Source organism: Bradyrhizobium sp. WCU1, from assembly GCF_053474805.1.
In genome coordinates, this window is record NZ_CM130280.1 from 1,147,480 (window position 1) to 1,160,299 (window position 12,820).

Here is a 12,820-nt window from a genome sequence, read left to right on the forward strand (position 1 = left end):
TATGGCGATGAAATCGGCGGCCCGTCTGGTATTTGCCCTTATGCTGATGTCCGCATCTGCGGCAATCGCTCAGGATGCCAAACCCACCGCGGTCAACGCCCACAACTTCGTCCGCGCGGAGAGCGACCTCTACTTCCGGAAGGCCGCGGTCGACGACGCTTCGTTCGGCAAGCTCACGCACCGGCGCGAAATGGCCTCGATCGACAAGCAGGACGTGGTCCGGATGAACCGCGACACCCTGTACTCGCATGGCGTGTTCGATCTCGATGCGGCCCCGCTCACGATCAAGCTGCCGGACGCCGGCAAGCGTTTCATGTCGATGCAGGTGATCTCGCAGGATCACTACACGACCGAGGTGGTGTACGGCCCCGGCACCTTCACCTACGACAAGAACAAGGTCGGTACTCGCTACGTCTACGTCATCGTCCGCACGTTGGCCAATCCCGAGGACCCGCAGGACGTGAAGGCCGCGAATGCTATGCAGGACGCAATCGAGGTGCGGCAGGCAAGCGCCGGCAAGTTCGAGGTGCCGAATTGGGACCTGACGTCGCAGACCAAGGCCAGGGCCGCGCTCGAGAGCTTGGGGTCGCTCGGCGGGACGGTCGACCGTTTCGGACGGAAGGATGAGGTCGATCCGATTGACCATCTGATCGGCACAGCCATCGGCTGGGGCGGCAACCCGCGCTATGCCGCCGACTACCAAAGCGTCTTCCCGCCGAAGAACGACGGCAAGACGGTCTATCGCCTGACGCTCAAGGATGTTCCGGTGGACGGCTTCTGGTCCATTAGCGTCTACAACGGCCAAGGCTTCTTCGAGAAGAACGAATTCGGCGCATATTCTCTCAACAACCTGACCACCAAGGCGGATGGAGCCGGGGTCTACACCATCCAGTTCGGCGGCTGCGGCAAGGATACGCCGAACTGTCTGCAGATCGTCGAGGGTTGGAATTTCACGATGCGGCTATACAGGCCACGCAAAGAGATACTTGAGGGAAGTTGGAAACTGCCGGCGGCGCAACCGGCATCTTAGTAACGTCGCGTATTGGGCCCTTAGCGGACATTCACTCGGGCATCTTCAATGTCAGCTTTTTGACGGCAATCCGGAATCTCACAATCCCGCACGCGGGTACCCGATTGAGATTTATACGTATACGCCCTAATCTCATCATGCTCCAAAGCATGATCCGGAAAAGTCGAAGCAGTTTTCCCTCGCGACAAACGCAGAACGCGTTTGCGCGGAGATCATCGCTCTTTCAGCCTCAGGCCGTTGCAAGCGGCCTGACCCGCAGCGCGCCGCGCAGGCCGGCGGCGGTGCCGAGCATGATGCCGGCGATGGCGATGAACGACGACAGCGACAGCGTCGACAGGCCGGTCAGCCCCTGCCCGACCGAGCAGCCGAACGCCATCACGCCCCCCGCGCCCATTAGCACGGCACCACCTGCCGAGCGCAGCATGTGCTGCGGCGAGCGGTAGCCTTCGAGCTTGAAACGCCCGGTGGCGAGCGCCGTGACCAGGCTGCCGGCGAACACGCCGAACACGGTGACGATGCCGAAATTGAGCGTCGAGCCGGTCGACAGCATGACGTATTGCAGCGCGTCGGCGATCGGCGCGATGAAGGTCAGCGACGTCACCGGCACCGGATTGAAATCATCGGCGCCGAGATAGCCGGTCGCGTACCAGCCCCCCGCCACCAGCAGGCCCACGATCAGGCCGGCCGCGATCTGGCCCGGCGACTTGCGGAACGGGACATGGGCAAAGGCGAAGATGATCAGGATGGCCGACAGCACCGCGGCCGCGACCATTCGCGCCGGCACCGCGCCGAGGCCGCTGCCTGCCAGCAGCGCCGGCACCGAGTTGGCTGAGACCGTGGCCTGCGACGCCTGCACCATCGCGATGCGCGCAGGCGCGATCAGGCCCTTCAGCGTCATCTCGGCGACGATGCCGAGCACGATCACGACCACGAAGGAACGGAGATTGCCGCGTCCGAGCAGAACCAAGGCCCGCGAGCCGCAGCCGTTCGACAGCACCATGCCGTAGCCGAACAAGAGCCCGCCGAGGAAGATGACCGGCGCCGAGAACGAGGGCTGCAGATAGATCGACTTGCCGAGATCGACGAGGCCCGCCGCCGCGAGCAGTTGCGAGGCCGCGATCGCAATCCCCATCGCCAGCGCGTAAGTGCGCACCAGCCGGCCGTCGCCCTCGGCCCACCAGCCGCGCAGCCCGCTCATCATGCAGAAGCCGCTGACGAGCCCGACCGAGCCATAGATCAGGCCGATGATCAGGGCGGCGAGGATGACGATCGTTGCGGGGTCCATACTGTTCTCTTGATCCTAGACCGGGATGAGTTTGGGTTGAAACGGGTCCGCAGGCTGGGTTTACCTCTCCCCATTGGGGAGAGGTCGATTTGCGCAGCAAATCGGGTGAGGGGCCGCTGCTCCAACGAGAGAGCGTAACCCCTCACCCGGCGCTACGCGCCGACCTCTCCCAAGGGAGAGGTGAACTTCCGCCGCCGCTCCAGATCAAACCTAATCTCATCATGCTTCAGTTTATCCCGTCATCATGGCCGCAGGATCACGCGGTCGCGCGACGAGCCGGCCACGGCAACGAACGCCGCCTTGGCCTGTTCCAGCGGATAGATCGCACTTGGCTTGATCGGAAACGGCTTGAGATGTCCGCTGGCAAATCCGGGCGCGAGCTCGCGCAGCACCTCGCCGGTCGCGACCGACGAGAATGCGAGCGTGTCGATGCCGACATAGGTATGCTGGCCGCGGTAGAATTCGAGGATGTTGAACTGCACGATGCGGTCGACCGCCGCGATCAGGATCTGGCGGCCGCGCAGCGCCAGCGATTGGTGCGCGGCCTGGAAATAGGGATCGCCGACCGTGTTGTAGACGATGTCGGCGCCCTTGCCGCCGGTCAACTCGCGCACTTGCGCCGCGACATCAATGGCAGAGGCATCGATCACCTCGACCGGCGCATTGCTATGGCCCTCATAGGGCTCGCTCCTGCGCACCACGCCGATCACGCGCGCGCCGCGCCAGCTCGCGATCTGCACCGCGGCCTGGCCAACCTTGCCGTTGACGCCCATCACCAGCACGGTCTCGCCCGGCTTCGGCAGACCGGCGCGGCGCAGGCCTTCCATCGCGGTGACAAAGGGCACGCCGATCCCGGCGGCTTCGTCCCAGGAAATGCCGGCGGGCTTGTCCACCGCGGCATCGGCCTCGACCACCAGATGCGTGGCGTGGGTACCGTCGCGGCGGATGCCGAGGTCGCCGGACGAGCCGAACACCTCGCGCCCGATCAAGCCCGGCGGTCCGTCGATCACGACGCCGGCGTAATCGCGGCCGGAGGTGCGCGGGAAGACGGCATAGGGCATCAGCCCGGTCGCGGCCTTGACGTCCGACGGATTGACCGCCGCCGCCTTCACCTCGATCAGGACGTCGTTGTCGCCGCGCGAAAGTGCATGGGTCTCCACCACCGGCGCCACCGCCGCCGCGTTCTCCGCCTTCGTCAGCAGGCGGACGCAGCGGGCATCGATGGGATGACGGTTTGCTTGCGGGGCCGGCGGCATGAGCAGTCCAGTCTTGGTCATGAAGCACGCTGCAAACGCGCGCGGATGGCGGCGGCCGGGTGGCCTCTCGTCATGACTAATCGACTGACCGATCAATTCAAGGGGCTTGTTGAGACCGACGGTTCAGAGCCTCGGCGGCGGCGCCGTGCCGAGGATCGCCTCGATCGACAGGCCAAGCCCGAGCAGTCTTGTATCGCTGCCGACCGGACCATCGAGCTCGAGCCCGACCGGCAGGCCGCCGGGCGTCATGCCGGCGTAGAGTGACAACCCGGGAAGCCCGGCATTGCTGCCGGGATCGGTGTTGCGGATCATGGTGCCGAAGGTCGGCACCGGCTCGCCGCCATTGACCGACATCTCGCCGGATCCGGCCTTTTCGTCGATGAGCGGCGCGGGCGCGATCGTGGTCGGAAACAGGATGGCATCTAGTTTGTTGTTCCCGAGATACGCGGCAAAGATCGCCTGCAGCGCCGGCCGCTGCGCCTTGATCGCATCGTCATAGGCAGCGCCGAAGGCGTCCGCCGTGATCGCACCGAAGGCACCGACGACATCGGGACTGGCGACGGCGGCCGCGATGTCGGACAGCGCGATCCCCTCGATCCCGGAGGCGGCGAGCCAAGCCGGGATATCGGCGATCGGCTCGTGCAGCGCGACGACGAAGGACACCTTGTCGTTCTGCTCGAACAGGCCGGGCATATCGACGTCGACCAGCACCGCGCCATTGGCGGTGAGCCGCGTGCAGGCTGCACGGGCGACGGCTTCGACATCGCGATCGAGCCCGCTCCAGAAACAGGCGGGAACGCCGAGACGCACGCCACGCAATGGAATGGCTGCGGCCTGCGGCGCGCCCGTGATCACGGCATCGAGCAGCGCGACATCGGCGACGGTGCGGCCCATCGGGCCGACGGTGTCGCGGGTATGGCTGATCGGAACCACCTGGTTGTCGTCGTGGTAGCGCCGCTCGGCGCCGCCATTGCCGACCGACGGCCGGAGACCCACGGTCCCGGTCAGCGCCGCGGGCACGCGGGTCGAACCGCCGGTGTCCGATCCGAGGCCGCAGGTCGTGATCCGCGCAGCGATCGCCGCCGACGTTCCGCCCGACGAGCCGCCCGGGATCCGGTTGGTGTCGTAGGGATTGCGCACCGGTCCGGCGAAGGGTGCGAGATTGGTGCTGGTGATGCCGAAGGCGAGCTCGTGCAGATTGGTCTTGCCGATGACGACGGCGCCGGCGTCGAGCAGCTTTTGCAGCGACGGTGCGTTGCGCGCCGGCCGCGCATGTTGCAGCGCCGGTGTGCCGCCCGACGTCGGCAGGTTCGACGTGTTGATGTTGTCCTTCACGACGATCGGAAGCCCGGCCAGCACGCCGGTGCGCTTCCCCGCATCGACCTCGCGCGCCGCGGCCAGTGCGCCGTCGCGGTTCAGCACGATGAAGGCGTTGAGATGCTTGAGCCGCTCCGCGCGATCGAGCGCCGCCTCGACGACGCTGACTGCGGTCACCTTGCCGCTGCTTATATGGGCCACGATCTCCGCAGCGGTTGTCTCACTGGTATCGGCCATGGAAATCCCGCGCCCTCCTGGATTGCGGGCGAGAGGCTATTCTTTAGGCCGCTTGTCGTAAACCCGTTTCGCCTTGCCGAGCGAACGCTCCAACGTCTCGGGCGCGACGACGCGGACGCGGGTGGAAATGCCGATCGTGTTCTTGATGAAGGCAGATACCTTCTCGGCATGCGCGGTGAGCCCCTCGCCGTCCCAGCTCTCGGGCCGGGCTTCGGCGAGCACCGTCATCTCGTCCATGCGGCCCTCGCGGGTCAGCTCGATGACGAAATGGCCGCCGCACCAATCGGTCGCCAGCAGAACTTCTTCAATCTGGGTCGGGAACACGTTGACGCCGCGCAGGATGATCATGTCGTCGGAGCGGCCGGTGACCTTCTCCATCCGCCGCATGCCGGGCCGCGCCGTGCCGGGCAACAGCCGCGTCAAATCGCGGGTGCGGTAGCGGATGATCGGAAACCCTTCCTTGGTCAGCGAGGTGAACACCAGTTCGCCCTTTTCGCCGTCGGGCAGCACCTTGCCTGTCAGGGGATCGATCACCTCCGGATAGAAGTGATCCTCCCAGATGTGCAGGCCGTCCTTGGTCTCCACGCATTCCTGCGCGACGCCCGGGCCGATCACTTCCGACAGGCCATAGATGTCTGACGCGTCCATGTCGAAGGCCTGCTCGATCTCGACACGCATCGCGTTGGTCCAGGGCTCGGCGCCGAAGATGCCGAACCTCAGCGACGATTTGCGCGGGTCGAGGCCCTGGCGCTTGAACTCGTCGAGGATCGCCAGCATGTAGCTCGGCGTCACCGTGATGATGTCGGGCTTGAAATCGTTGATCAGCTGCACCTGCCGCTCGGTCATGCCGCCGGAGATCGGGATCACGGTGCAGCCGAGCCGCTCGGCGCCGTAATGCGCGCCGAGACCGCCGGTGAACAGGCCGTAGCCATAGGCATTGTGCATCAGCATGCCGCTGCGGCCGCCGGCGGCGCGGATCGAGCGCGCCATCACATCGGCCCATGTGTCGATATCAGCCTTGGTGTAGCCGACCACGATCGGCTTGCCCGTCGTGCCCGAGGAGGCATGGACCCGCACCAGCTGCTCGCGCGGTACCGCGAACATGTTGAAGGGGTAATTATCGCGCAGGTCGGTCTTCACCGTGAATGGAAATTTGGCGAGATCGGACAGCTGCTTGAAGTCCGTGGGGTGCACGCCCGCGGCCTCGAAGCTTTTCTTGTAGTGCGCGACATTGTCATAGGCGTGCTTGAGCGACCAGGCGAGCCGCCTGGTCTGCAACGCCGTGATCTCGTCGCGCGAGGCGCGTTCGGCCGCATCGAGCTCGGCGTGATAACCGCTATCCGCAACCCTGAGCTTTGCCGCCATCGACGTTTCCCCCGAAACCTTATGCCTTGATGTCCGTGTCCGGCAGCCAGGTGCCCTGGATCACGCGCGAATGTCCGCGGAACTCGGCGATCACGCTGCCGCCGGCAGTGACGCGCACGTCGTAGATTCCCGAGCGGCCGCTGCGCGAGACCTCACGCGCGGTCGCCACCAGGCGATCGCCGAGCTTGCCCGGCCGGATGAAGGTGACGTTGCCCTGCGCCGCCACCGCGCGATCGTTGCGGCTGTTGCAGGCAAAGGCGAAGGCTGAATCGGCGAGCGTGAAGATGTAGCCGCCATGGCAGATACGCTGGCCGTTGACCATGTGCGGCTGCACCGTCATCGCCATCGTAGCTTGCCCCGGCTTGATCTCGACCAGCTCCATGCCGAGGCCCTTGCTGGCGTCGTCTTCCTTCCACATCGCATCCGCGCAGGCGCGGGCGACATCCTCGGGTGATAGCGTGGCCTTCACGTTCACATCGAACTCCCTGTGCGCGGGCCCGTTGCGACGGGCCTCTTGGTGTCAGTGTTGGGCGCAACACCTTGGGTGTCAACGCGCCCGTAGAATTAGACGTGGTCGTAGTCGACCACGACCTTGTCCGAACACGGCTTGGCCTGGCAGGTGAGGATGAACCCCGCCTTCAGCTCCCACGGCTCCAGCGAATAGTTCAAATCCATCGGCGCCTCGCCCTCGACCAGCTTGGCGCGGCAGGTCGAGCACATGCCGCCCTTGCAGGCGAACGGCAGGTCCATGCCGGCGCGCAGCGCGGCGTCGAGGATCGACTCGCCGTCGGCCACCGGCACCTCGCGGCGCTTGCCGTCGATGATCAGCCCGGCGATCGCCTTCGGCGGCGCGCCGGCGGGAACGACGACCTTCGGACGCGGCTTGCCGCCGAATTCCGAGACGAAGCGTTCGACATGGATGCGCTCGTCGGCGATGCCGATCTCGCGACAGGTCGTCTCGATGGTTTCGCTCATCGCGGCCGGACCGCAGACGAAGACATGATCGACGGTTGCGGCCGGCACCAGCGAGCGCAGCAGCACCCGCACCTTGTCGCCGTCGAGCCGGCCATGCAGGATCGGGATGTCCTGCTCCTCGCCGGAGATGACGTGGAACACCGAGAGCCGCTGCATGAAGCGGTCCTTCAGCTCCTCCAGCGCCTCGCGGAACATGACGCCTTCGGTCGAACGATTGCCGTAGAACAGGAAGAAGCGGCTGTCCGGCTCTCGCGCCAGCACGCCCTTGATGATGGAGAGGATCGGCGTGATGCCGCTGCCGGCGGCGAAGCCGACATAGGTCCGCGCCTCGCCAGGTGCATGGGCAACACCAAAACGCCCGGTCGGCGTCATCACGTCGAGCTCATCGCCGGCCTTCAACTCGTCGGCCGCCCAGTTCGAGAACGCGCCGCCGTCGACCTTCTTCACCGCGATGCGCAGCTCGCCGTCGTCGGGGCCGGAGCAGATCGAGTAGGAACGGCGGACTTCCTCGCCGTCCATCGTGGTGCGCAAGGTCAGATACTGGCCGGGCGTGAAACGGTAGTCGCCTTGCAGATCGTCGGGGATCGCAAAGGTCATCGAGATGGCGTCCGAGGCCTCGCGGCGCAGATCGCTGACGGACAGACGGTGGAAGCGTGGTGTCGACATGGTCAATGACACTTGAAGTAATCGAAGGGTTCACGGCAGCTCTTGCAACGCCACAGCGCCTTGCAGGAGGTCGAGCCGAATTCGGACAGCAGTTCGGTATCGCCAGAGCCGCATTGCGGGCACGCGACCTGCTGCTCGCCGAACAGCGCACGGCGCGAGGAGCCGGGCTGCGGCGGCGCGATGCCGTATTCTTTCAACTTGCGGCGGCCGTCCTCGCTCATCCAGTCGGTGGTCCAGGCCGGTGACAGCACGGTGCGGACCTTCGGCCGATGGATGCCTTCGCGCTCCAGCGCGAGCTCGATCTCGAGCGCGATCATGTTCATCGCGGGACAGCCGGAATAGGTCGGCGTGATCGCGACCTCGACATGGCCGTCATGGACCGCGACATCGCGCAGCACGCCGAGATCGGCGATCGTCAACACCGGGATTTCGGGGTCAACCACCTGCGCGGCCGCGCTCCAGGCGCGCCGGCGCAAATCGGCATCGCTGAGCGCAACCGTCACCATGTCGCCCCCGGGAAGGTGCGCTGCATCGACTGCAATTCGCTGAGCAGATGGCCGAGATGCTCGCTGTGGCTGCCGACGCGGCCGCCCTGCTGCATCCAGTCGCTGTTCGGCAGTGCCAGCGTCGCCTCGTTGACGATGCCGGTCACGGTCTTCAGCCAGCGCGGCTTCAGCGCCGCCGGGTCGATCGCGATGCCGGCGTCGATCAGGCCGCGCTCGCCGTCGTCGACCGCGAACATCTCGCCGGTATAGGCCCAGAGGTCGTCGATCGCATTCTGCGCGCGGCGATGGCTCTCTTCGGTGCCGTCGCCGAGCCGGACGATCCATTCCGACGAATGCCTGACATGATAGGCGCTCTCCTTCTCCGACTTCGCCGCGATCGCGGCGAGTGTCGGATCGGTGGAGGCCATCATCGCGCGCCAGTAGAGATCGGCGAATGCCGCGTAGAAGAACTGCCGCACCATGGTGCGGGCAAAGTCGCCGTTCGGCTGCTCGACCAGCAGCAGGTTGCGGTACTGCCTGACGTCGCGCAGATAGGCGAACTTGTCCTCGTCGTTGCCGCGGCCTTCGACCTTGGCGGCATAGGTGTAGAGCTCGCGAGCCTGGCCGAGCAGGTCGAGACCCATATTGGCGAGCGCCATATCCTCTTCCATCGCCGGCGCATGGCCGCACCATTCGGACAGCCGATGGCCGAGGATCAGCGCATCATCGGCGCGGCGCAGCGCATAGAGCACCAGGGGTGTTTCGGAGACTTCGATATTGGCGGTTGCCATGCTCTAATCCACCTGCATCCACTTGCTCGACGTCATCCTGAGGAGCCTGCGCAGCAGGCGTCTCGAAGGATGGCCGCGGTTACGATCGGAGTGTCACGGTTCGAGACGGCGCGTACCGCGCCTCCTCACCATGACGGGTGAAATTCACATATGCCCGACTTCGTCGGGAACGTCGTAGAACGTCGGGTGGCGGTAGATCTTGGATTCCGCCGGCTCGAACATCATGCCCTTCTCTGTGGGATCGGACGCGGTGATCGCGTTCGAGGGCACCACCCAGATCGACAACCCCTCGCCGCGGCGGGTGTAGATGTCGCGCGCGGCCTGCAGGGCGAGCGTCGAGTCCGCCGCGTGCAGCGAGCCAACATGCTTGTGCGCGAGGCCGTTGCGGCTGCGGATGAAGACTTCCCAGAGCGGAACGTTCGGCGTGGCCATCTCGGGCTCCCTTATTCAGCGGCTTGCGCGAGCTGGCGGCGCTTGCGCTTCTCGGCATAGGCCGCCGCGGCCTCGCGCACCCAGGCGCCCTCCTCATGCGCCTTGCGGCGCGCGGCGAGACGCTCGCGGTTGCAGGGGCCGTTGCCGGCCAGCACCTGCTTGAACTCGTCCCAGTCGATCGGGCTGTGCACCCAATTGCCGTTCTCGTTCTGCTTCATGCCGGGATCTGGAATCGTGAGCCCGAGGAATTCGGCCTGCGGTACGGTGGCGTCGATGAATTTCTGGCGCAGCTCGTCGTTGGAGAAGCGCTTGATCTTCCACTTGGTCGAGGTGTCGCTGTGCTGGCTGACCTGGTCCGGCGGGCCGAACATCATCAGCACCGGCCACCACCAGCGATCGAGCGCGTTCTGCGCCATCGCCTTCTGCTCGGCGGTGCCGCGGCACAACGTCACCATGATCTCGAAACCCTGGCGCTGGTGGAACGACTCTTCCTTGCAGACGCGGATCATCGCGCGCGCATAGGGGCCGTAGGAGCAGCGGCACAGCGGGATCTGGTTCATGATCGCAGCACCGTCGACCAGCCAGCCGATGGTGCCGATGTCGGCCCAGGTCAGGGTCGGATAATTGAAGATCGAGGAATACTTCGCATTGCCCGCGAGCATCGCGTCGACCAGCTCTTCGCGCGAGGTGCCGAGCGTCTCAGCGGCGGCGTAGAGATAGAGCCCGTGGCCGCATTCGTCCTGCACCTTGGCGAGCAGCGCAGCCTTGCGGCGCAGCGACGGTGCGCGGGTGATCCAGTTGCCCTCAGGGAGCATGCCGACGATTTCGGAGTGGGCGTGTTGGGAAATCTGCCGGGTCAGCGTCTTGCGGTAGGCCGCGGGCATCCAGTCGTTCGGCTCGATGCGCTCGTCGGCATCGATGCGGGCCTGGAACTGAGCGGCACGGGCAACATCCTCGACGCCGCGATCGTCGCCGTCGGATGAGTTGAGCGCCTGCGTGTACATGGCCGACCTCCCGGTGTGTTGTTAGGCGGAAATATATAACACAAATTTCAGAATGCAAGATATTTCTGTAATATGTTCAGATGCCCTCGAAACGCCGCGCCACGGCCCCGTTGGGCTTCGGCAGCGGCCCGTCCTCGTTGGTTGCATGCTCGTCAAGCCATTGTTCCGACGCAGGAAGCAGCCCGCGATAGATCTCGCCGCAGAGTTTGCGCGCTGCCCTGCCCGGCCAATCCTTCGGCAGCAATGGTGCCGGCAACAGCGGATCACGCAGCACGACGCGGCGGTAGTGATGGATCAGCAGGATGCGCGCGGTGAAGGCGTCGGCGTCGCTGAGCGTCTCGCCGCGCGCGATCCAGCCATGCAGCGGCTCGAACGTCTTCATGAACTTCAGATAAGCGTCCGCGGTGCGATCGAGCGGCCAGCTTTCGCTGAGCAGCCGGCGCCCGCTGTCATCCTCCGCGGAGACTTCGAGACGGATCGCGCGCGCCGCTTCATCCGGGATCGGCACGCCCGACGGCGCCACCCACACGCCGGGCAGCGGGCTGCCGAAGCCGGCATTCTTCAGCGCCTCGCGCGCCGCGTCGCGGTCCTCGGCATTGCCGATCAACAACAGCTCGAAGCGGCCGGTCCAGTCCGACGGCGGCGGATCGTAGATGTGCCGGGTTGCGGTATCGAAAGTCTGCCGGCCCCTGGCGTTGAGGCGATAGAAACTGTTGCGGCCGACCTTGCTGCGCTCGAGCCAGCCGTCGGCGGCGAGCCGCGACATCGCTGTGCGCACCACATTGCCGTCGACGTCGAGCGACTTGAAGAATTCGAGCAGCGTGCCGAGCCACACCGCGCCGCCGCGCGGCACGATGGAATCGCCGAACACGGTGATGATGATCGAGCCGGTGCGCGACGGTTCGCGCTTCAGCTGGTCGACGATGCGGGCAAGCGGCTGCGGCATGCCCAACGCATAACGCGTTTTGTCGAGGAACGACAATGCGGGGTCACGGTCTGCTCCCTCGCCCCGCTCTTGCGGGGAGAGGGTTGGGGTGAGGGGCTGCCTCCGAAATAACGGTGAGAGACGACTCGCGCGGAGACTCCCCCTCACCCGGATCGCATCTGCGATGCGATCCGACCTCTCCCCGCACGCGGGGCGAGGTGAAGAGAGGGCCCTCGCAAGATCTAGCGATTGGGATCCGGATAGACGAGGCTGCGCCAGCCGCTGCGATCGAACGGGGCCCACTCGCCGTCCTTCTGCGCGAGGCGATCGGCAACGGCGTAGACCACGGCCGGGTGATGGCCCATGCCGCAATGGCTGCTCTCGACCTCGATGCTGTCGGTCATCGACGAGTTCTGCTCGCGGCAGCCTTGCCAGGCGCAGACGCCGTCAGTGCGGCTGAAAATCGCAGTGGTCGGCACCGGCGGCGCACTGGCGAGCGAGCCGCCGAAACGGGAATCCTCCTCGTCGGCGCGGCGGCCGCTGGCCATCTCGTAGACGCGCCAGGCATTGGTCGACTTCGGACCGGCGGCAAACGGGCTGCCGAGCGTGATCACCTGGCGCACGCGATCCGGCATCATCTTGGCAAGCTGGCGCGCATAGAGGCCGCCGAGGCTCCAGCCGATCAGCGAGACCTTGCGGCCGCTGGTCTCATTCATCTCCTGCAGCAGATCGACCATGCCGTCCTGCACGCCGGAGCGCAGCCCGAGATTGCGGCCCTGGCGCCAGCCGCTGACGGCGTAGCCTTTGCTCTTGAGGAAATCGCGCAGCGGCCGGGTCGACATGTCGGAAGCGATCAGTCCTGGCAGCACCAGCACCGGATGCCCGTCGCCGCGCGGCGCGAGGCTCAACAGCGGCAAGGCACCAAGAAAGGCACCAAGCTCGTGGATGGCGCGGCCTTCCAGAAACATCAGCGTCCTGGACGGCGGGCGTAGCGTCTGCGCAGCAACGGACATTTCAACTCCTCTTCCGACGCCGTCGTGGCGGTCGGCAAT

13 protein-coding genes are annotated in these 12,820 nt (G+C 65.7%); 1 reads left to right on the top strand and 12 read right to left on the bottom strand.

Going from position 1 to position 12,820, the window contains the following annotated elements; genetic code table 11:
• Nucleotides 1–7 precede the first annotated feature (7 nt).
• Nucleotides 8–1,030 (top strand): DUF1254 domain-containing protein, encoded by a 1,023-nt coding sequence (locus ACTUWL_RS05250; RefSeq protein ID WP_021076222.1) that lies wholly within the window; start codon nt 8–10, stop codon nt 1,028–1,030.
• Between the two features lie 229 nt (nt 1,031–1,259).
• Here ACTUWL_RS05250 and ACTUWL_RS05255 read toward each other — a convergent pair whose 3' ends face one another.
• The 12 genes from ACTUWL_RS05255 to ACTUWL_RS05310 all read right to left on the bottom strand — a co-directional run bounded on the left by ACTUWL_RS05255 (nt 1,260) and on the right by ACTUWL_RS05310 (nt 12,781).
• Nucleotides 1,260–2,315, bottom strand: coding sequence for a YeeE/YedE family protein (locus tag ACTUWL_RS05255; RefSeq protein ID WP_021076223.1), 1,056 nt, complete (start codon nt 2,313–2,315; stop codon nt 1,260–1,262).
• Nucleotides 2,316–2,557: 242 nt separating this feature from the next.
• On the bottom strand, nt 2,558–3,592 hold the full coding sequence (locus ACTUWL_RS05260; protein WP_373011147.1) for a quinone oxidoreductase family protein: 1,035 nt from the start codon (nt 3,590–3,592) through the stop codon (nt 2,558–2,560).
• A gap of 102 nt (nt 3,593–3,694) precedes the next feature.
• Nucleotides 3,695–5,125, bottom strand: coding sequence for an indoleacetamide hydrolase (iaaH, locus tag ACTUWL_RS05265; RefSeq protein ID WP_021076225.1), 1,431 nt, complete (start codon nt 5,123–5,125; stop codon nt 3,695–3,697).
• Between the two features lie 36 nt (nt 5,126–5,161).
• The gene (gene paaK / locus ACTUWL_RS05270; RefSeq protein ID WP_021076226.1) at nt 5,162–6,490 is read right to left on the bottom strand and encodes a phenylacetate--CoA ligase PaaK; all 1,329 of its coding nucleotides are present in this window, start codon (nt 6,488–6,490) and stop codon (nt 5,162–5,164) included.
• Nucleotides 6,491–6,509: 19 nt separating this feature from the next.
• Entirely contained in the window at nt 6,510–6,965 is a 456-nt protein-coding gene (gene paaI, locus ACTUWL_RS05275; protein ID WP_021076227.1) for a hydroxyphenylacetyl-CoA thioesterase PaaI, read from the bottom strand.
• Nucleotides 6,966–7,054: 89 nt separating this feature from the next.
• Nucleotides 7,055–8,131 carry a 1,2-phenylacetyl-CoA epoxidase subunit PaaE gene (gene paaE / locus ACTUWL_RS05280; RefSeq protein ID WP_021076228.1) on the bottom strand — a complete coding sequence of 359 codons (1,077 nt, stop codon included), beginning with the start codon at nt 8,129–8,131 and terminating at the stop codon, nt 7,055–7,057.
• Nucleotides 8,132–8,133: 2 nt separating this feature from the next.
• Nucleotides 8,134–8,637 carry a 1,2-phenylacetyl-CoA epoxidase subunit PaaD gene (paaD, locus tag ACTUWL_RS05285; RefSeq protein ID WP_021076229.1) on the bottom strand — a complete coding sequence of 168 codons (504 nt, stop codon included), beginning with the start codon at nt 8,635–8,637 and terminating at the stop codon, nt 8,134–8,136.
• Complete coding sequence (gene paaC / locus ACTUWL_RS05290; RefSeq protein ID WP_021076230.1) at nt 8,631–9,407, bottom strand: 1,2-phenylacetyl-CoA epoxidase subunit PaaC; 777 nt, start codon at nt 9,405–9,407, stop codon at nt 8,631–8,633. The genes paaD and paaC overlap by 7 nt, the downstream gene beginning before the upstream one ends.
• 144 nt (nt 9,408–9,551) lie before the next feature.
• The gene (paaB, locus tag ACTUWL_RS05295; protein ID WP_021076231.1) at nt 9,552–9,839 is read right to left on the bottom strand and encodes a 1,2-phenylacetyl-CoA epoxidase subunit PaaB; all 288 of its coding nucleotides are present in this window, start codon (nt 9,837–9,839) and stop codon (nt 9,552–9,554) included.
• A gap of 11 nt (nt 9,840–9,850) precedes the next feature.
• The gene (gene paaA / locus ACTUWL_RS05300; protein ID WP_021076232.1) at nt 9,851–10,843 is read right to left on the bottom strand and encodes a 1,2-phenylacetyl-CoA epoxidase subunit PaaA; all 993 of its coding nucleotides are present in this window, start codon (nt 10,841–10,843) and stop codon (nt 9,851–9,853) included.
• Nucleotides 10,844–10,919: 76 nt separating this feature from the next.
• A complete protein-coding gene (gene paaX / locus ACTUWL_RS05305) occupies nt 10,920–11,789 on the bottom strand; it encodes a phenylacetic acid degradation operon negative regulatory protein PaaX (protein WP_021076233.1) in 870 nt (289 codons plus the stop codon).
• Nucleotides 11,790–12,010: 221 nt separating this feature from the next.
• On the bottom strand, nt 12,011–12,781 hold the full coding sequence (locus ACTUWL_RS05310) for an esterase/lipase family protein (protein ID WP_021076234.1): 771 nt from the start codon (nt 12,779–12,781) through the stop codon (nt 12,011–12,013).
• Between the last annotated feature and the right edge of the window lie 39 nt (nt 12,782–12,820).